The 18,819-nt window shown below is 60.5% G+C and carries 20 protein-coding genes; 9 read left to right on the top strand and 11 right to left on the bottom strand.

Annotated features, from left to right (window positions below; all coding sequences use genetic code 11):
- The first annotated feature begins 56 nt into the window (after positions 1 to 56).
- Positions 57 to 623: a hypothetical protein gene (locus ACJ70B_RS06225; RefSeq protein WP_408959551.1), complete on the top strand. Its 567-nt coding sequence runs from the start codon at positions 57 to 59 to the stop codon at positions 621 to 623.
- A gap of 626 nt (positions 624 to 1,249) precedes the next feature.
- Here ACJ70B_RS06225 and ACJ70B_RS06220 read toward each other — a convergent pair.
- Complete coding sequence (locus ACJ70B_RS06220; protein WP_408959550.1) at positions 1,250 to 1,495, bottom strand: hypothetical protein; 246 nt, start codon at positions 1,493 to 1,495, stop codon at positions 1,250 to 1,252.
- A gap of 378 nt (positions 1,496 to 1,873) precedes the next feature.
- Here ACJ70B_RS06220 and ACJ70B_RS06215 point away from each other — a divergent pair, with 378 nt between their 5' ends.
- The 3 genes from ACJ70B_RS06215 to ACJ70B_RS06205 all read left to right on the top strand — a co-directional run bounded on the left by ACJ70B_RS06215 (position 1,874) and on the right by ACJ70B_RS06205 (position 4,089).
- Positions 1,874 to 2,140 carry a hypothetical protein gene (locus tag ACJ70B_RS06215; protein WP_408959549.1) on the top strand — a complete coding sequence of 89 codons (267 nt, stop codon included), beginning with the start codon at positions 1,874 to 1,876 and terminating at the stop codon, positions 2,138 to 2,140.
- Between the two features lie 232 nt (positions 2,141 to 2,372).
- Positions 2,373 to 3,677 carry a hypothetical protein gene (locus tag ACJ70B_RS06210; RefSeq protein WP_408959548.1) on the top strand — a complete coding sequence of 435 codons (1,305 nt, stop codon included), beginning with the start codon at positions 2,373 to 2,375 and terminating at the stop codon, positions 3,675 to 3,677.
- Between the two features lie 67 nt (positions 3,678 to 3,744).
- Complete coding sequence (locus ACJ70B_RS06205) at positions 3,745 to 4,089, top strand: hypothetical protein (RefSeq protein WP_408959547.1); 345 nt, start codon at positions 3,745 to 3,747, stop codon at positions 4,087 to 4,089.
- 13 nt (positions 4,090 to 4,102) lie between these two features.
- Here ACJ70B_RS06205 and ACJ70B_RS06200 read toward each other — a convergent pair whose 3' ends face one another.
- The 5 genes from ACJ70B_RS06200 to nadA all read right to left on the bottom strand — a co-directional run bounded on the left by ACJ70B_RS06200 (position 4,103) and on the right by nadA (position 9,342).
- Positions 4,103 to 5,092: a tyrosine-type recombinase/integrase gene (locus ACJ70B_RS06200; RefSeq protein WP_408959546.1), complete on the bottom strand. Its 990-nt coding sequence runs from the start codon at positions 5,090 to 5,092 to the stop codon at positions 4,103 to 4,105.
- Positions 5,089 to 5,619, bottom strand: a complete 531-nt coding sequence (locus ACJ70B_RS06195) for a hypothetical protein (RefSeq protein WP_408959545.1) — start codon at positions 5,617 to 5,619, stop codon at positions 5,089 to 5,091. Before ACJ70B_RS06195 ends, ACJ70B_RS06200 begins: the two co-directional genes overlap by 4 nt.
- 129 nt (positions 5,620 to 5,748) lie before the next feature.
- Complete coding sequence (nadC, locus tag ACJ70B_RS06190) at positions 5,749 to 6,564, bottom strand: carboxylating nicotinate-nucleotide diphosphorylase (RefSeq protein WP_408959544.1); 816 nt, start codon at positions 6,562 to 6,564, stop codon at positions 5,749 to 5,751.
- A 1-nt stretch (position 6,565) separates the two neighbouring features.
- Positions 6,566 to 8,206 carry an L-aspartate oxidase gene (locus ACJ70B_RS06185; protein WP_408959543.1) on the bottom strand — a complete coding sequence of 547 codons (1,641 nt, stop codon included), beginning with the start codon at positions 8,204 to 8,206 and terminating at the stop codon, positions 6,566 to 6,568.
- Between the two features lie 2 nt (positions 8,207 to 8,208).
- The gene (nadA, locus tag ACJ70B_RS06180; RefSeq protein ID WP_408959542.1) at positions 8,209 to 9,342 is read right to left on the bottom strand and encodes a quinolinate synthase NadA; all 1,134 of its coding nucleotides are present in this window, start codon (positions 9,340 to 9,342) and stop codon (positions 8,209 to 8,211) included.
- Between the two features lie 205 nt (positions 9,343 to 9,547).
- On the opposite strand from nadA, the gene gfo6 reads away from it, so the two are divergent.
- Both gfo6 and ACJ70B_RS06170 read left to right on the top strand, forming a co-directional pair.
- Entirely contained in the window at positions 9,548 to 10,618 is a 1,071-nt protein-coding gene (gfo6, locus tag ACJ70B_RS06175; RefSeq protein WP_408959541.1) for a D-xylose 1-dehydrogenase Gfo6, read from the top strand.
- A gap of 88 nt (positions 10,619 to 10,706) precedes the next feature.
- On the top strand, positions 10,707 to 12,059 hold the full coding sequence (locus tag ACJ70B_RS06170; protein ID WP_408959540.1) for an APC family permease: 1,353 nt from the start codon (positions 10,707 to 10,709) through the stop codon (positions 12,057 to 12,059).
- A 19-nt stretch (positions 12,060 to 12,078) separates the two neighbouring features.
- Here ACJ70B_RS06170 and ACJ70B_RS06165 read toward each other — a convergent pair whose 3' ends face one another.
- The 3 genes from ACJ70B_RS06165 to ACJ70B_RS06155 all read right to left on the bottom strand — a co-directional run bounded on the left by ACJ70B_RS06165 (position 12,079) and on the right by ACJ70B_RS06155 (position 14,275).
- Positions 12,079 to 12,603, bottom strand: coding sequence for an SHOCT domain-containing protein (locus ACJ70B_RS06165; protein WP_408959539.1), 525 nt, complete (start codon positions 12,601 to 12,603; stop codon positions 12,079 to 12,081).
- A 128-nt stretch (positions 12,604 to 12,731) separates the two neighbouring features.
- On the bottom strand, positions 12,732 to 13,187 hold the full coding sequence (locus ACJ70B_RS06160) for a DUF2267 domain-containing protein (RefSeq protein ID WP_408959538.1): 456 nt from the start codon (positions 13,185 to 13,187) through the stop codon (positions 12,732 to 12,734).
- A gap of 104 nt (positions 13,188 to 13,291) precedes the next feature.
- Positions 13,292 to 14,275 carry an LLM class flavin-dependent oxidoreductase gene (locus tag ACJ70B_RS06155; protein WP_408959537.1) on the bottom strand — a complete coding sequence of 328 codons (984 nt, stop codon included), beginning with the start codon at positions 14,273 to 14,275 and terminating at the stop codon, positions 13,292 to 13,294.
- Positions 14,276 to 14,473: 198 nt separating this feature from the next.
- Here ACJ70B_RS06155 and hmgA point away from each other — a divergent pair, with 198 nt between their 5' ends.
- On the top strand, positions 14,474 to 15,724 hold the full coding sequence (gene hmgA / locus ACJ70B_RS06150) for a hydroxymethylglutaryl-CoA reductase (NADPH) (protein ID WP_408959536.1): 1,251 nt from the start codon (positions 14,474 to 14,476) through the stop codon (positions 15,722 to 15,724).
- Positions 15,725 to 15,816: 92 nt separating this feature from the next.
- Positions 15,817 to 16,713 (top strand): NAD-dependent epimerase/dehydratase family protein, encoded by an 897-nt coding sequence (locus ACJ70B_RS06145; protein WP_408959535.1) that lies wholly within the window; start codon positions 15,817 to 15,819, stop codon positions 16,711 to 16,713.
- 39 nt (positions 16,714 to 16,752) lie between these two features.
- On the opposite strand, the gene ACJ70B_RS06140 is transcribed toward ACJ70B_RS06145, so the two are convergent.
- Entirely contained in the window at positions 16,753 to 17,277 is a 525-nt protein-coding gene (locus ACJ70B_RS06140; protein ID WP_408959534.1) for a DUF5817 domain-containing protein, read from the bottom strand.
- Between the two features lie 91 nt (positions 17,278 to 17,368).
- Positions 17,369 to 18,316 (bottom strand): zinc-binding dehydrogenase, encoded by a 948-nt coding sequence (locus ACJ70B_RS06135; protein WP_408959533.1) that lies wholly within the window; start codon positions 18,314 to 18,316, stop codon positions 17,369 to 17,371.
- Between the two features lie 156 nt (positions 18,317 to 18,472).
- Here ACJ70B_RS06135 and ACJ70B_RS06130 point away from each other — a divergent pair, with 156 nt between their 5' ends.
- A complete protein-coding gene (locus ACJ70B_RS06130; protein ID WP_408959532.1) occupies positions 18,473 to 18,814 on the top strand; it encodes a cupin domain-containing protein in 342 nt (113 codons plus the stop codon).
- The last annotated feature ends 5 nt before the right edge of the window (positions 18,815 to 18,819 follow it).

Below are 18,819 nucleotides of genomic sequence, written 5' to 3'. Positions count from 1 at the left end.
GGCTCCGGGGTGTCCGACTCGAGTATGACGACGCAAACGCGCCCGGAGGGCGGTCGATGACGAGCGATCGTTCGGAGCCGACGGACGAGTCGGCCGACGCCGACGGCTCGGACGCGGCCGATCCGCCGTGGGACGACCTCCTCGAGGACGCACGCGCCATCGCCGAGGAGTATCGCGAGGACGACTGGGACGCCGTCGTTCTCGAACCAGACGGCGTCTCGCCGGTCGAGTCGGACGACAGGATCGGCCTCGACGTGTCGGTCTCCGCAGAGGAGTACGACGCCGTTGCGGGACTCATCGAAGAGGGCGACGTAACGATCTCCGCGGCCGACGTCTACTACCGCCCGCTGGCCGACGAGGGGAGCGACCGACGGGTCGCGCTCGCGGTCGAACGTGACGAGGAGGGTGAGACGGCGATTTTCGTCCCGCTCTCCTACGACATCTCCGACGCGCGGTCCGTCTTCGAGACGGCGCTCGTCGAGGAGCAACTGCTAATCCACGTACTGGCGGCTCCCGAGAACGGCTGGGTCAGTTTCTCTCACGACGATCCGTCGCTCTTTCTCGAGAAACAAGATGTAGCGTCTATATTTAATGTAGACGAAGGCGAAGAAGAATCACGATAGGAGTCTATCAGTTACGACAATCAGACTCATAGACCGTCACAACCATGGGGATACCTAACAGAGATCGTCCATCATTAAGCCACCCCCATGTCAAACTATCTCATGACAAAGGGAACAAAAATAACACAACCAATCACTACAGCCAAAGTTGTGACTATGAGGCTGTGAACGTAAGGTGAGTGATGAACAATTACTGAAGGAGTGAGTGTAACGAACGGTTTTCCGTAGGAAAACCTTCAGTAATTGTGAAGAACGGAACCTAAGTGAACAGCCGAATCATATACATTTGCTGAATACATACATCTGCCTCAAGACATACCACTAACAGCACACCATTATCCTATCTTGTATTCTTTCCTTATTGGGAATGTTACATAATTATGAGTTATTAAGGACCATCATTACTTCTAAAAGCCATAGAATAGTCTATAACCACTTTCTTACCCCAAGATAATGGAAACTACTTGGAATAGAAAAGAATTGGTTGTGGAATGAATGAGGCATCTTAGAATCAAAATGAGAACCAAGTCTCTGGTGTATCTCTCGAGTAGAGTGATCTGGAAGTGTAGATTGCTGGCTTGAGGTGTAGGTTTTTGGCCAGAGAATGTAGCTTAACCGTCTCTATATCATTGCTGATGGACAGTGAGCATTGTCCTACCATCCTCATTGTACATCTCTGCTGTCCAACCAAGCTGCTCGATCTTACGAATATCCTCTGTCGTAATGTGGTTGACTTTGAGAGTTAGGCTTGGGTCCTGGTACTCTGCTATCGCTTCTGCAATGAGAAAGTCAAGCAACTCTCCTTGACTGCATGGTTCTTCTTCTGTACTCTCATTATCTGCGCCATCGTAGGTGTACTTCTCTGCCGACATTACATTATTGACTAAGAGAATTATAGTATTAAATCTAATGTAGGTGTACAGGACAGGCATACATATATCTTTGGTAGACAGGTGTATCTTTCTATCACCCTCCCCGTCAAAATTAGATTGACAATAGACCAGATATGTGGCGGGGTAGAGCAGATCATGATGCCTCTCCCCATAGAATATATTTCTGGGGAAAGTTGAAAGGGAACCTAATTTGCTCTGAATATTATTTTGAAATACTCCTGAACGTATTTGTCCCAAATCCGTCCATCTCATAACTCTCATGCATTATAATTATGCAGCCATGTGCGGACAGCAATATTATATGATCAACAAACCGAAGATTTTAATAATCTGGATTAATAATTATACCAATGAGTCATGACTCGTAGAATTAGGAAGATCGATAACAGCACAAGTTCTGATGAAGCCATCAATTATCAGACTGGTAACGAAACTGAAGAACTTGAACAAGACCTGGACTTTGATGAAGAACTACTCGAGCAGGAAAAGCCATGGCAGAGTGAGAAACTTCTGCGACAGCTACACTATGGCAACGGTATGAGTCAACAGGAAATTGCAGACTTTCTTGGAACCAAGAAAATGGTTGTTGCAATGAATATGGGGGAGAAAGACGTTAGTATCTAACCTCTACATTCAGAATATCGGATCAGTCACATCTATTTTTATTTTTCTTAAAGCTACCATCATAGTGGCACGGTTTCCTTCACTTGGAAACAAAATAGTCTGCTATAACCAATATATTGAGAAAATGTGTTCTAAACATACTGATGAAGAAGATCATACCGACGATGGAGAAATAATCCACAAAGACATGGCTGGAAACGAAGAAATCGAACAATCCCAAGAGGATTAATATATGTCACAAGATTTCTATACTGGCCGTGATCCACCTGCAAGGGTCTATGTCGATGACGTAGAGATCCCTGTCATCAACAAGGGTGTTGAGACACAGGCCAGAGTTGATGGTCCCATGGATATCAACAAGATTAGCGACGTATATTTTCCCGTAGAGTGGCAGGGAGAGAACATCGCTAAGAAGATCGATGCCTATGCTCCTAACAATGGAGATACAAATGTCTGGGAACCTGTTGATGTGAAACTCTTAGATCCCACTACAGGAGAATACGTCACGTATCACCGTGGCTTCTCTATGGCCTATGGTGCTGGCTCGAAAGAGACATTAGAAAGGAGACTTCGTGTTGGTGATCCAGGGATGCTCTTGAACAACACTCCTTTTACTGAGAGTTATTCCAGAGGTGCTACTATTGGTGATATACTCAATGATGTTATCAAGAAGTTCAATAATCATCAGGATGTTTTCAATGTCGTTGACGTAGCACATATTGATGAACGAGTTTTTGAAAGTGATGTAAGAGGTGGCTCAGGTGGTGGGCTAAACATCTCTTTAGGCATTGATCTGACTGCACAAGCACTTGGTGACTTTTTCACTGGATCTGGCAAGAAGCAATTTAAGAGTAATAGAGATACTCTCCAAGATGCTATGGATTTCATTACATCAAGACTAAATGGCGAGATTTATTTCACGAACTCAGGGACAAACCCCAGTGATATCTCACTTGTCTACGATGAAGATAGAAACAGAGAATTCCACCCTAAACATACTGGCAATGAATCTGGCCCAACAGTGATTAAGAACAACTCTCTATACGAAATTCAACCAATTAACTCTGTAGAAGTCCGTGGGAGTACGAGTAGAGGAGTACTTGATGATCTAACTGACATCATTGATAACGATGGGAATGAATATCCTGTTGCTACGGCGAGACACAAGCGACTCTATGAATTAGCAGGATCTGAGTACAAACCTCCTATCAAGGAACCTCCCAATGTGAACAATATTTCTGACGCAGAGGACTATGCACGAGAAACACTAATCAAAGAGATTGAAGGAGGTGGCATGGGGGAGATAATTCTATACCAATTCCCCCATATCGAACCTCATGACCTGATCAGTAGTCAACCAGCTTGCGGCCAGAACGTTGCTCAAAACGTGGAGCCAATCACCTACTCTGTAGAGGAGGTTACACAAAGAGTTGGCTACGAAGGAGATCAATTTCTACGTAGAACACATCTCCGTGTTAATACTGAGGTGACAAATAACAATATTGAGATCGTAGACTCTGGTACTGAAGCATTATGATCATAGAATATCTCCATTGTATGACTTTCCAATAGTTCTTTCTATACTGAATGTATTGCAGTGTAGTATGGTATCAAGAAGGGGAATCCTTGCTGCAACAGGTACATTAGGTGTTGGCGGCCTTGGTGCATATGTATTACTGGGTTGTAGATCTAATATTGATATTGATGAAGGAGATATTGGTTCTCAAGCCACAGTTACAGGAAGATTATCTATAAAAAGTAGAGATAATAGGCGCATCTCTGTAAGAGGTGATGACAAATCAGTTTCCGTTTTGATGCAAGCGCGTTATCGAGAACACATTGACGACACTGAGACAGGTGCATGTATCACAACATCTGGACTCGTCACAGAAGTGGAAGAAGAAGAAACTTACACAAGAATTCGTATGGAATCTGGAACTGTGGAATAATCTTTTGCAACTATCACTCGAGTTTTGGCCCAAACTTTTCTAAAGTATTCGTTACATCTCTTTGATCTAAACCAAGATAATCCTCTGTGGTTGGAATATCACTATGTCCTAATGCTTTTTGAATCTCTCTCACACTGATATCATTCTCCAAACAACTCATGGCGAAACTCTTTCTGAGGGTATGAGCAGTGATTAAGTATCGAGGTCTACCCTGTTGATCCTCACCAACTTTCTCTTGTAGGCCAGCGTTCTCTGCTGCTTTCTTCACTGTCCTATTGATTTGTTTCACATTCATCTTTTCTGACTGTCTCGAGAGAAATAGATAATCAGAATTAGAGGATTTTTTGAAAGTATCTCTGTTTCCATAATGGATGTAGTCTCTAAGTAGAGACTTGACTCTCGAATCAAATGCCCCCATCCTTGTACTGTCGGTTTTGGAGTCATAGATCTTCACTCTACCACTCTCAATCTCTATGTCTCGTAACCTCACATCTCTCGCTTCATGTCGTCTCATTCCTGTCTCATACATCAGGGCAATCAGAAGCTCGTTACGTGTTGTAGGATTGCTAACGTTATCAATCAGCAACTCTATCTTCTCTTGAGAGAGACTGACATTTTCTCCTGCATGTTTTTCCTTCATTGATTCACCATTGCCTTTGAAAACATTGAGGCTGCCAATGTCAATGAAATTGCAAGGACTTTCCCACTCTTTATTCTCCAACTCGAATCTTACTGATGGGTTTGCATGTAACTTCTCTAACCAAGAATAAAATTTCCTAATAGCAGTATATCGGGTTTTGATTGTAGATGTAGCATATCCTTCATCCGACAGATGGTTGAGATAATACTTTATATCCCTGTCAGAGACGTTTTCCAGATCATCTTTCCCCCTCTTATCCAATATCCATTGTGAGAACACATCAATCTCTCTTTTATAGCCCCTATATGTATGTTCAGCCAATTCCATCTCCATATCATCGTAAAATTCCTCACGGAGATTCATTGTTCACCTTCTTTCCAATAAACAGTAACTCCATCAACAGTATCTTTAGAAATATCTTCTTCCTCTATACCAAGCTCAAGATAGTAATCAACTGCTGAAGGAGTGTAACCAGTTTTCTCTCTTATCATGTCCGTGGTTGAACGAGAGACTTGTCCCCCTGTGGGAGAAGAAGTCTTTTTCTCTGTAGGGACATGGCTTAGAACAGTCTGATAGCGTTCTGTGTCCGTTTCTCGAGTATCTTGGGACTGTTCAATAGCTCTTTCACTCAGTTGACTCAGATCGTCTATATCACTCTGTAAGCCTTTGATGAGATTACGAATATCACCCATTTCGTCTTTCAATTCATCTATCTCACCATCTACTGTTGGTGAGCCACTATAGGCCTCTCTCCCACTCTGTTCTCTTGCTGCTGCTTTCTCGATGAAATGAGTGAGTGACCTGTATTCATCTGATTCGTCAACGTGCTTCTCCCACTCTTTCTTCTTGTCAGAGTCGATCCGTATATTGATCTGGCTTCTATCAGCCATGGCTATATTCACTTGTTTATGCTACTGGTCTATAAAACCTATAGACGTTTCAGGAGTGTCTCTCGAGGAGTCGGACGTCAAGGAGTGGAGTGCAGAGTAGGGAGTGGAGCGTGGAGTAGGTGCGGGGCGCTACTCGCCCGTTTTGAACGACAGATCCAGCGACGGCGCGGAGTGAGTCAGCGATCCCATCGAGATTACGTCGACGCCCGTCGCGGCGTACGCGGGCACGTCCGCGAGGCCGATGCCGCCGCTGGCTTCGGCCAGCACGCCCTCGTAGTCGGCGAGTTCGTCCACCGCCGCCCGCGTCTCTGTGGGCGTCATATTGTCGAGGAGGACGATATCGGCCCCCGCGGCGGCCGCCCGCGGCGCGTCCGCGACGGTCTCGACCTCCACGTCGAGCTTCGTCGCGAACGAGGTCCGTTCCCGGAAGTGATCGATGGCCTCCTCGAGTCCCAGCTCTTCGATGTGGTTGTCCTTGATCATCACCATGTGCGAGAGATCGAGCCGGTGTGTGTCGCCGCCCCCCGCCACGACGGCCCGTTTCTCGAGGCCGCGCAGCCCGGGCGTGGTCTTTCTGGTCGCGGCGATCGCAACGTCGTCGGCTTCCGTCCGCGCCCGTTCGACCGCCTCGCCGGTCCGCGTCGCGATCCCCGAGGCGTGGCCCGCGAGATTCACCGCGACGCGCTCGCCCCGAAGCACCTCGCGGGCCGAGCCGACGACCCGGAGCAGTTCGTCACCGGGTTCGATTTCGGCTCCCGCCTCGAGCCGGTCGGTCACGGCCACGTCGAGGTAGTCGAAGACGGCCGCCGCGGCCTCAAGGCCGGCGGCGACGCCCGATTCCTTGGCGACGAGCCGGCCGGTCGTCTCACCGGGTACCTGATTCGTCACGTCGTGGTGGCCGACGTCCTCGCGCAGCCAGCGTTCGACCTGTGCGTCGGTGATCATCTTAGTCGTTAGCGGTCGGTTCGGCCGTCGACTCGTCGCCCTCGACGACGTAGTGACAGCCCACCGATTCGTCGTTCTCGCCGGCCGCGCGGGCGATCAATAGCGCGGTGACGCTGGCGTTACGCAGTTCGTAGAGCTCCCGGGCCGTCCGCGTGCGGATGTAGGCGTCGACTTCGCCTTTGAGCCGCCGGAGGACGCTACTCGCGCGGGCGATCTCGTCGGGGTCGCGCTCGAGACCCAGGGACTCGTCCATCGTCTGTCGCAACCGGGTGAACTTCTCGGCGGCGAAGCGCTCGGGCAGTTCGGGGTCGCGGTTCAGCAGTTCGGGCGCTTCGACGATCTCGGGGTCAAATCCGGTAGCGTTTTCGCCCGCACGTAGGCCCCAGACGAGCCCCTCGAGCAGGCTCGTACTCGCCAGCCGGTTCGCGCCGTGGACGCCGGTGCGGGCGCATTCGCCGACGGCGTAGAGCCGGTCGAGCGAGGCGCGGCCGCGCTCGTCGACGTCGATCCCGCCACAGAGGAAGTGCTCGCAGGGTGCGACGGGGATCTCGTCGCCTTCGATCCCGCGGTCGCGACATTTTTCGGCGATACCTGGATACTCGGCCTCGAACTCGAGCGGGCTCACGTCCAGGACGACCGCGCCCGTCTCCTCGCGTTCCGTTTCGACCGCGCGCGCGACGACATCACGGGGTGCCAGATCTCCCTGCGGGTGATAGTCGTCCATGAACTGCTCGCCCTCGCCGTTGCGGAGGACGGCCCCTTCGCCCCGAAGCGCCTCCGAGAGCAGGAACGGGTCCTCACCGGCATAGGCCGTCGGATGGAACTGGACGTACTCCAGATCTTCGACGTCGGCCCCGGCGAGCGCAGCCATGGCGATCCCGTCGCCGGTCGCGTCGTCTGGGTTTGTCGACCGGCCGTAGAGCGCACCGATTCCGCCGGTTGCAAGAATCGTCGCGCCGGCGTAGATCGGCTGCCCCGTCGGCGCGCTCTCTCGTGGGCGCTGCCCGCTCACGGTTTCACCGTTCGCTTCATCGAGGCCCTCACTTCGTTCGCGCCTCGCACCGCTCGAGTCTTCCGAGGGGCGTGGCCCCTCGCGGTCACTCACGACGCCGTGGACGCGCCCCTCGGCGGTGATCAACTCGAGCGCGGCCGTGTCCTGCCGGACCTCGATCCGCTCGTGGTCGTCGACGTGGTTCAGGAACGGCCGGAGGATGTGCGTCCCCGTCGCGGCGTCGACGTGGAGGATGCGATGCTCGGAGTGGGCGGCCTCGCGTGTATAGTCCAGGCCGCCGTCGGTCTCGTCGAAGCCGACCTCGAGCGTGTCGATGAGCACGTCCTCGACCGCGTCGTCGGCGTTTGCGACGAGTACGTCGACGGCGTCTGGATCGGCGGTGCCATCGCTGGCGTCGATGATGTCCTCCTTGAGCGACTCGGGGTCGCCGCGCGTCGTCGAGATACCGCCCTGCGCCCAGTCGGTGCTGGCGTCGTCGGGCTTCGTCGCTTTCGTCAGGAGGGTGACCGACGCGCCCGCTCTGGCCGCGGCGAGGGCGGCCGCACAGCCCGCGATGCCGCTGCCGACGACGAGCACGTCGGTCGTCTCACCCTCGGTCGTCGTCGCCGTGCCGGTGTCGGTTTCGGTCATGGTCAGATCTCGAGCATCCGATCGAGCGCGACGCCCGCGAGTTCCTTCTCCTCGGGGGCGACCTCGATCACGTTGTGTTCCCGGCCCTCGGCGAGTTCCTCGAGCACCCAGGTGAGGTAGTTGGGGTCGATCTGGCGCATGGCGTTGCAGTCCATGCAGGCGTCGCCACAGAGCGGGACGACGTTCACCTCGGGGTGCCACCGCTGGAGGTGGTTCGTGAGGTGGATCTCGGTACCGATGGCCCACGTCTCGCCGGGATCGGCCTCGGCGACCGTTTCGCAGATCGTCGCTGTCGAGCCGGCCACGTCGGCCGCCTCGACGACTTCGCGTCGGCACTCGGGGTGGACGATCACCTTTGCACCGGGGTTCGCTTCGCGAACCCGCTCGATGTGTTCCTCGCGGAAGCGCTCGTGGACCTGGCAGTAGCCGTCCCAGAGGATGATATCGCTCTCGGCGACCTCGTCGGCGTCCTTGCCCTCGGGGTCCCAGGGGTCCCACTCGGCGATTTCGTCTTCCATGCCGAGCCGGTGGGCCGTGTTCTCCCCGAGGTGCTTGTCGGGGAGGAACAGGACCTTGTCTCCCTTCTCGAAGGCGTACTCGAACGCTTTGTGCGCGTTCGAAGAGGTACAGACGAGCCCGCCCTGGCTCGCACAGAACGCCTTCAAGTCTGCGTAGGAGTTCATGTAGGTGATCGGGACGATGTCGGCCTCGGGCGCGGCCGCGGTGATCTCGGCCCACGCGCTGTCGACCTGTAGGGCCTCGGCCATCCCGGCCATCGGACACGAGGCCTCCATGCTCGGGAGGATCACCGATTGATCGTCGTCCGTGATGATGTCCGCGCTCTCGGCCATGAACGTCACGCCGCCGAAGATCACGTACTCCGCGTCGGCCTCGGCAGCCTCCGTCGAGAGCTGATAGGAGTCACCGATGAAGTCGGCATGCTCGACGATCTCTCGCCGTTGGTAGTTGTGGCCCAAGATCACGACGTCGTCGCCGAGTTCCTCGAGCGCCGCCTCGATGCGTTCGGTCCGTTCTGCCTCCTCGAGGTCTCGATACCGGGACGGGAGTTGCTCGAGGGTGTCGTATTTGAACAGACTCAAATCGGTCTCCAGCTCCGCCGTTTCCATTTCGACCATATCACGTCACCTGTGGTTGATCACATATCGGAGGGGACTATTGAATAACTTTTTCCTTCGATACCCCTTACTGGGGGAATACCATCGACTGGTGGAACGATCGAAAACGCAACGGTCGTTTGTCACCGGCAGCGACAGGTGACGACAGACGAACGTCTCTGTTGCGAACAATAGCGGCCTTTTCGCCTCGAACCGTACGGCCGGTATGCCACTCGAGGACGCCTTTTCGAACTTCACGCGACGGGACTGGGAGCGCGAATCGGTCGCGGGAACGGTCCGCGTGGCCGTCGTCGGAATTGGCGGGTTCGCCCGCCAGCGCGCGCTCCCCGCGATCGCGGACGGCGACTACTGTGAGACGACGGTGTTGGTCACGGGTTCGCCCGACGGCGTCGCCGATGTCGCCGAAGAGTACGGCGTCGACACCGTCGTCGACTACGAGGCCTTTCTCGCGGGCGAGTCCCGCGACGCCTACGACGCGGTCTACGTCGCGACGCCGAACGCCTTCCACGGCCGGTACGCGACCGCCGCGGCCGATTTCGGCAAACACGTCATCTGCGAGAAACCCCTCGAGACCACCGCCGAGCGCGCCCGCGCAGTCGTCGACGTCTGCGCCGATGCCGGCGTGACGCTGATGACGGCCTACCGGCTCCAGACCGAGCCGACGGTTCGGCGCACGCGGGAACTCGTCCGCGACGGCGTCATCGGCGACGTCGTCCAGGTCCACGGCGGGTTCTCGCACCCGCTGCTCGAGCACGCGAGCCCCAACACGTGGCGGCTCGACCCCGACCTCGCCGGCGGCGGCGCGCTGGTCGACCTCGGCGTCTATCCCCTCAACACGATCCGCTTTATCCTCGAGTGCGAGCCGACGGACGTCTTCGCGACGACGCACTCGAGTGGCGGCCCGTTCGCGACCGTCGACGAACACGTCGCCTTTCAACTCGAGTACGAGACCGACGCGACGGCCTCGTGTACGGCGAGTTTCGACGCCCACGCCCGCAGCATCCTCGAACTGGTCGGCACCGAGGGGATGATCGACATCGAGTCGCCCTTCGGCGGCGTCGTGCCCCAGGAGATCGTCGTCGAGAGCGGCGATATGCGCATGGAGTACACCGGCCCGCGGATCGACGAGGTCTGCGAGGAGTTCGACTACTTCGGGTACTGCGTGCTGACGGGGACCGACCCCGAACCGGACGGCGAAGACGGGCTTGCCGATCTGCGCGCGATCGAGGCCGCCTACGAGTCGGCCGAGACGGGCCGACAGGTCGACCTCGAGTAATCGATCCGCTCGCGGACCGAGTCCCGGATGGGTCGTTCGAATACAGGGAACACGTATACCTCGCTCGCCCACGAACCGTCGATGTCTCATGAGCGACGGGAGCCTGGGACTCACCGAAGCGGTGGCGATGGCGCTCGGCGGGATGATCGGCGGTGGAATTTACGCCGTTCTCGGTATCGTGACCCAGATAACGGGTGCGGCGACGTGGGGTGCCTTCCTGTTGGCGGGGGTTGTCGCATCGTGTGCGGCCTACTCGTACGTTCGATTGAACGAACTCGTCACCGACGGCGGGAGCGACGGTGGCGGCTCGGTCACGTTCGTCCAGTCGTTTACTGGCAACTCGACGCTTGCCGGAATGATCGGGTGGACGTTGCTCGTCGGCTATCTCGGCTCGATGGCGATGTACGCGTTCGCGTTCGCCGAGTTCTCGATCGCCCTTCCCGGTGTTCCGAGCCGGCTCGCGGGACTCCCGCTTCGGCCGATTATCTCCGTGCTCGTGGTCGCGGGATTCGTCGGGCTGAACCTGCTCGGCGCACGCGCGACCGGATCTGCGGAGAACGTCCTCACGTCCGTCAAAGTCCTCGTCCTCCTCGCGTTCGGCGTCTGCGGACTGGCGTACGCGCTGTTCGTCTCGTCCGATCCAGTCGACCTCGGCGTATCACAGTTCACGTCGCTTCATCCGATCATGGCCGCGGCCGTCTCGTTCGTCGCCTTCCAGGGATGGCAGCTGCTGTTCTATGATCAGGAGAGTATGGCGAACCCGCTCGCGGAGCTCCGGAAAGCGATCGCGATCGCGATCCCGGTCGCCGTGTCCATTTACGTAATCGTAGGAGTTGTGACCTACAACCTCGCCCCGCAGGCCGTCCAGCGCAACCCCCACACCGCGCTGGTCGATGCCGCCTCGACGATCGGCGGCGTCGCCGGGCTGGCGAGCGTCGGCGCGATTATCATCTCGCTCTCGGCGCTGTTCTCGACCGGAAGCGCGATCAACGCGACGCTCTTTTCCGCGGGATACTTCGCCAAGGGGATGCTGTCCGACGATCTGTTACCGGACCGGGCCGGCGACTCGAGCGCCAGCGGCGTTCCGACCCGGACGCTACTCCTCCTCGGCGGGATTACGGCGGCGTTTACCGCCTACGGTAGTCTCTCGGCGATCACCTCCTTTGCGTCACTGTCGTTTATCGTCGTCTTCGGCGCGATGAGCGCGCTCGCGGTCACCCGTCGCGACGCGGACCGGATCGCTGCCGTCTGGCCGGTGATCGGGACGATCGGGGCCGGTCTCTTTTTCGTCTTGATGCTCTATCACCTCTACACCGCCGAACGAGAGACGTTCTATGCGGTCGTGCTGATCGCCATCGCGATGGTCACCGTCGAGGGGCTCTACTTCGAACGCGACCGCATCGAACGAGAGATCCCCTACCTCGAGCCCGATACCGAGTAGCCGCCCTCGGAGAGCCGTTTTACGACGTTTCGTCGACGACTTGTCGCCGTTCGCGGGCGGCCCGCGCTTCGTCGATGGACTCGTTCGCGACGAGGCGGTCTACGCGCCGCTCGAACTCGGCTTCGGAAATCTCGCCGTCGACGTACTGTTCTTTTAACTCGGCGAGCGCGCGGTCGGCTCGCTCTTCGGCCGACGGCTCCGGCGGCGAGAGGACCTCGGAGAGCCCGAGTGTGCGAAGCGGGGAGTACTCGCGCTCGAGGCGCTCGGCCGCCGACGCCGCCCGTTCGCTCCGTGGCAGCGACGCGTGTCGGGCGAACACCCACAGTGCGCCGACGCTCGAGACCGCCAGCACTGCCATCAGGAGGGTGACGGCCGCGAGCACGGGAAGTGCGAGTTCGAGCAGCGTCGCCGCGATCGGTGCCCCGGTCGCGAGCCCCGAATAGACGACCAGCGCGAGATAGCCGACGACGACGAGCAACAGGCCTCCGGAGAGGAGGGCGCCCAACACGGACAGCCATAGCCACTTGTTCTTGTGAAGCCCCATTATCGGGGAATACGGCGACACCGTTTGTATATCCAACGCGTCTCGTGTCGGCCGGCCGCCGACGACGTTCGCGGTCGTTCTCTCTGCCTCCCGTCGGGCGGGTGCCCTGGGGAGAGGGGTCTGCAGTATCAGGCCTCCTCCCAGGGCTTCGTCTCCGCGTCGATGAACTCGAACATGTCGCCGAAGTCGTCTGGCAGTTGCGCTTCGATGTCGGCGAGCTCACTGCCGGGAAGGTGTTCGTCGAGGAGTTCCGTGATCGCCTTGATCCGGTAGACCGCCTCGCCCGTATCGACCGGCGACGGCGCGCCGTAGGCGGAATCGAGCGCCAGATCGTCGTAGTTCAGCCGTTCGACGACCCGGTCGACGAACTCGTCGTAGTCATAGCGCTGGCCGTGATCGGCGGCCAGCAGGTACCGATCGATCTCCATCGGGAGCGGGCTCGCGATGTCGGTCGCTTCACCCTCTTGAACGCACTCGCCGAGCGTCTCGAGGACCGCCCGCGTCGTTCGGACGGCCTCGGCCCGCCGGCCGGCCTCGATCCGGTGCTGTACCTCACCGATGAAATCGGTATAGCTCGTGCTCATAGCTGTTTCCGCGCGCTCGAGTTGTCGCCCGTCGACTGCAAAAACACCGACCGCGGATTCGCAAGGGTCTCGATCCCCCGAGCGACGGGACGCCGCCGCGACCGCTATACGTTCTCGGGCGCGAGCGCCTCGATCGTCGCCTCCGTCACCTCGCTCGAGGCGGGTTCCGGGACGACGACGATCGGGTGCTCGATCCCCGTCTCGGCGACGAGCGTCCGGAGTTGCTCGCGGGCCTCGTCGGGCGTCCCCGCCACGCCGAGATCGGCGAGCAACTCGTCGGTCACTGCGCCCGCGGCCGCCCGTCTCTCACCGTCGCGCCACGCCTCGGCGATCCGATCGGCCGTCTCTGGGAACTCCGTCGCGACCGCTCGGCGGTAGCCCTCGCCGCTGCCGACGTAGTAGGCGATGTGCCGGCGGAGCGTGTCGCGCGCTTCCTCGGGATCGTCGCTCACCGCGGACGGAACGTACGGCGCGATCTCGATCGCGTCGGGGTCGCGGCCGCGTTCCCGCGCGGCCGCCGCGACCTCCTCGAAGGCCTCGTCGAGCCGCGAAAATGGGATGTTGTGGGGAATCCAGCCGTCACAAAGCCGGCCGACGACGCGGCGGTTGGCTGGCCCGAGTCCGGCGTGGTAGATCGGCACTGACGCCTCGAGCGAGGGGAACGACGACGACGCGAGCAGTTGGCCCTCGTAGTCGACCGGCTCGCCGTCGCCGGCGGTGAACGCGCGGAGCAGTTCGATCGTCTCGTGGGCCCGGCGCACCGGCCGGTCGAACGACATGCCGTGGAGGGACTCCACCGCCGTCGCCGTGCTCGTCCCGAGTCCGAGCGTGAACCGGCCGTCGGCGGCGTCATCGAGCGAGGCCGCGGTCATCGCCAGGACGGCCGGCGAGCGCGAGTAGACGTTCAGGATCGCGGTGCCGATGTCGATCTCGTCGGTCCGACAGGCCATCTCGGTCGCTTGGACGACGCCGCTGGCACCCCAGAGCTCGCCGACCCAGACGGCGTTGTAACCCCGACTTTCCGCGCGGACGGCCACGTCCGCGAGGTCCGCGTCACCGAAGTCGGTTACCATGAGTCCAACGTCCATGCCCTGCCAGTCACTGCCCAGGGGCAAAAATCGCCCCGCTCGATCCGCATTTGAGCCGCCACTCGGCACCCGTCTCGAGCGGCGCGTCATCTTCGGCTCGGTCCCGCCGTTGTCCGCGCCCGCGCCGGCGCGATCCGGCGCTCGGTGGCCGCGCGCGAATCAGCAACTGTTAGGGCCTCGCCCCGTCTCGACCCACGCATGACAGACCCCGAGGACCTCGCCGAGCGGGTGCGCGAGGGCGACCTTCGTCTCCACGAACTCGAGGAACACGCCGACCACGACACCGCGGCCGAAGCTCGCCGGCTGCTCATCGAGCGCGAGACGGGCACGGAACTCGAGGCGATCGGCGACTACGCGTTCCCCGCCGAGCAGGCGGACCCGAACGTCGAGAACATGATCGGCGCGGCGCAGGTGCCGATGGGCGTCGTCGGCCCAGTTCCCGTCAACGGCGAAGAGACTGGATCGGCCGACGGCGGCGCGGCTACCGGCGAGTACTACCTGCCGCTGGCGACCACCGAGGGCGCGCTGCTGGCGTCGGTCAACCGCGGGCTGGGCGTGCTCCGCTCGGCCGGCGGGGCCGAGGCCCGCGTCACGAAAAACGGGATGACCCGCGCCCCCGTGTTTCGGGTCGAGGGCGTCGCCGCGGCCGCCGAAACCGTCGAATGGGTCGAGGATAACCTCGAGACGCTGCGTGAGGCCGCCGAGTCGACGACGAGCCACGGCGAACTGCTCGATATCGAGCCCTACGTCGTCGGCGATTCCGTCTTCCTGCGCTTTGCCTTCGATACCAAGGACGCGATGGGGATGAACATGGCTACGATCGCGACCGGCGAGGCCTGCGAGGTCGTCGAGGCCGAGACCCCGGCCTCGCTCGTCGCGCTCTCGGGGAACCTCTGTTCGGACAAGAAACCCGCCGCGATCAACGCCGTCGAGGGACGGGGCCGGTCGGTGACCGCCGACGCCGTGATCCCCGGCGAACTCGTCGAGGAACGGCTGCACACGACCGCCGACGCCATCGCCGAGGCCAACACCCGCAAGAACCTGATCGGCAGCGCCAAAGCCGGCAGTTTAGGATTCAACGCCCACGCTGCCAACGTCGTCGGCGCGGCCTTCCTCGCGACCGGCCAGGACGAGGCCCAGGTCGTCGAGGCCGCGAATACGATCACGACCATGGACGCCCGCGAGCGCGAGGACAGCACCACCGACCTCTACGCCAGCGTCTCGCTCGCCTCGCTCGAGGTCGGCACCGTCGGCGGCGGCACGAAACTCCCCACACAGGCCGAGGCGCTCGAGATCCTCGGGCTGCGGGGCGGGGGCGACCCGTCGGGCTCGAACGCGGACGCGCTCGCCGAGATCATCGCGGTCGGCGCGCTGGCGGGCGAACTCTCCTTACTCGGCGCGCTCTCTTCGCGCCATCTCGCAAGCGCACACGAGGATCTGGGTCGGTAGCGACCGACCGAATCGCCTGCCGCGACGCTGCTCGAGTCCGCACTGGCAGGGCCACCCCCGTCCGTTTTGGGGCTGTACGGGGCAGAGACCGTATGACCGAGACCGTCGCCGTCACCGGCGGCAACGGCCGCGTCGGTCGGTCCGTGATCGCGCACCTGACCGACGAGGGGCACCGCACCGTCAACTGCTCGCGGGGTGAGCGCGACGAGGAGCGGGCGGACGCCTATCTCACGACGGACCTGCTCGACGCGGGCGAGGTCTACGGCTCGCTCGCGAAGAGCGACGCCGATGCCGTCGTCCACCTCGGCATGATCCCGACGCCCGAGACGACGCCCGGCTTCCGGACCTACGAGAGCAACGCGCTCTCGAGCTACCACGTCCTCGAGGCCGCGGGCGAACTCGGGATCGACACCGTGGCGCTGGCCTCGAGTCTCAGCGCCATGGGCGGCGGTTACGAACCCGAGCCGATCGCCGTCGACTACCTGCCGGTCGACGAGGCCCACCCGCTCAGGCCGTCGACCGCCTACGGGATCGGCAAGCAGACCCTCGAAATCACCGCCGACGGGTTCGCACGGCGGTCCGCGGACCGGCCACGCACCATCACCTCGCTTCGATTCCCGTGGATCGTCGACGACGACCTGGCTCGAGAGACGTTCCGCGAGGCCGATCGGACGCTGGCGGGGTTGCGAGAAGCGGGCGCGTTCCACGCCCAGCGCAACACGCTGTTCAGTTACGTCCACCTGTCGGACGCGGTCGACCTCGTCCGGCGGACCGTCGAGGCGACGTTCGACGGCCACGAGCGCGTCTGGGTGTCGGCACCCGATACGAGCGCCGACGCGCCCAGCCGCGAACTCGCCGCGACGGTCTTTCCCGACGCCGACACCCGCGACGCGCTCGGCGAGGGCGACCACACGTCGCTGATCGACACCGCGAAAGCCGAAACGCTGTTCGACTGGACACCGGAGTGGAGCTGGCGGCAGCCGGCCTGATCGCGCCGGACGCGGTTTCGCGGGGCTCGCCCGGACTGTCTAGAGGAGCCGGTACCGCCCGCGGCTCTCGCTGACGACGCCGCGTCGCGTCAGCCTCTCGAGCGACTTTCGAACGTACTCGGCCGACACGCCCCGCTCGTCCGCGTAGTCGACGACCTCGTCCTCGGTCGGCTCGTCGAGGGCCTCGAGTGCCCCCTTCACGATCTCTTTCTTGCTGCCGCTGCGGCTCGGTCCGCGGGGATCGCGATCGCCAGCGGCCTCGACCTCGTTCACGTCGAGTCCCGATTCCGCGAGGTATTCTTGATCGTCGACGACGCCGTCGGCCACGTCGTCCTCGAGGTCCGCGAACGAATCGAGTCTCGCGAAGGCCTCGCCCTCGCCCTGCCGGTTGGCGAGCATCGACGCCCGAACGTCGCGGGCGTGGGCGGCGTCGTCGGTCTCGACGAACTTCTTGCGCTTCTCGTAGGCTTTGCGCGCGCCACAGCGAGGACACTGCGTCGTCTCGGATCGCCCCTCGATGATCCAGAGGTTCGAACAGTCGCTACAGCCGACGACGGCGTACATGGCTCACAGTCGGTTACCCCGGCAGTTCAACCTTCGGCAACCGAAGCGAACGTGGTCGGGCGGGAACCGGATACTGACGCGGTGACCGCGGTCACTCGCCCGCGACGTCCAGCACCACTTTCCCGGTGAGCCCGCTCCCCTCGACCAGCTCGTGGGCCGTCGCGACGTCTTCCAGCGGATGCACCGAATCGATGACCGGCTCGAGGCGGCCCGCGTCGACCAGCCGACGGAGCGCATCGAGCGGTCGCCGGTCTCGCTCGAGGAACAGCATCTCGACCGAGAGGTTCTTCTGGTAGGCGGTTCCCCACTCGCCCTCCGGCTCGAGAACGGTGACCAGCCGGCCGTGGGGATTCGTCACGCCGGTGCTGTCGACCAGCGTGTCGCCGCCGACGGTGTCGAAGACGAGGTCGACTCCCCCGCCGAACTCCGCATCGATCACGTCTGCGAACGACTCGGACTCGTAGTCGACGGCGCGGGCCGCACCGAGTTCTTCGGTCTGATCGACCGTCTGCGGGCTCGCCGTCGCGATCACCGTCGCGCCGCTCTCGTCGGCGATCTGGACCGCGTGGGCACCGACGCCGCCTGCACCGTGGATCAGGACCGTTTCGCCGGCCGTCACGTCGCCGCGGGTGACGATCGCCTCCCAGGCGGTCGCCGCCGCGAGGGGGAGCGCCGCCGCCTCAGTGTGGGACAGCGAGTCGGGTTTCCGGGCGACGATCGATTCGTCTGCGGTGTGGAACTCCGCGTAGCTTCCTTGCTCTCCGAAAATCTCCGGCGTGTAGAAGACGTCGTCTCCGGCCTCGAACTCCGTCACCGACTCGCCGACCGCCTCGACGACACCGGAGACGTCGTAACCGATGACCGTCGGGGGTTCGATGCCGGCCCACGAACCGGCCTGCCGAATCTTGCAGTCGACCGGATTGACCGACGACGCGTGGACCCGAACGAGCAGTTCGGTCGGGCCGGGCGTCGGCCGATCGATATCGCGGCGTTCGAACACGTCGGTCCCGCCGAAGTCGGTGATGACCATCGCCTCCATGGACCGATGTCGACCAAGCAGCGGGATATAGGTGGGACCCTCGTTCGTCTCGAGCCGAGACACCGTCCGCCTGTCAGTTCCGCCGCCTCCCGACGCGACCGACGATCGACGCCGCCGACGCGGGGACCTATTAGCGTCCGCCCCCTCTCGAGACGTATGGAACGCGTCTCCCTCGACGACTGTGACCCGTCCGAAGCCGCCGACGGCGTCCGGCTGGCCCTGCTGGCCGGCACCGACTCGATGAACGTCCAGCACTTCGAAATCGAACCCGATGCGACCGTCGACGAGCACAGCCACCCCCACGAACAGACCGGCTTCATCGTCGCGGGCGAACTGACTTTCCTCGTCGGCGGCGAGGAAATCGTCTGCGGACCCGGCGATTCCTACGCGATTCCCGGCGGTGAATCTCACGCGGCCGAGAACCGCGGCGATGAGACGGTCCGCGGCGTCGATATCTTCAGTCCGCCACGGGAGAACCCGAACTGGCAGTCGGACTGAGTCAC

It is taken from the genome of Natrinema sp. 74 (assembly GCF_046097095.1).
Taxonomy (GTDB): Archaea; Halobacteriota; Halobacteria; order Halobacteriales; family Natrialbaceae; genus Natrinema.
The sequence above is the reverse complement of the archived record's forward strand: the minus strand, read 5'-3'. Positions and strand labels throughout refer to the sequence as shown.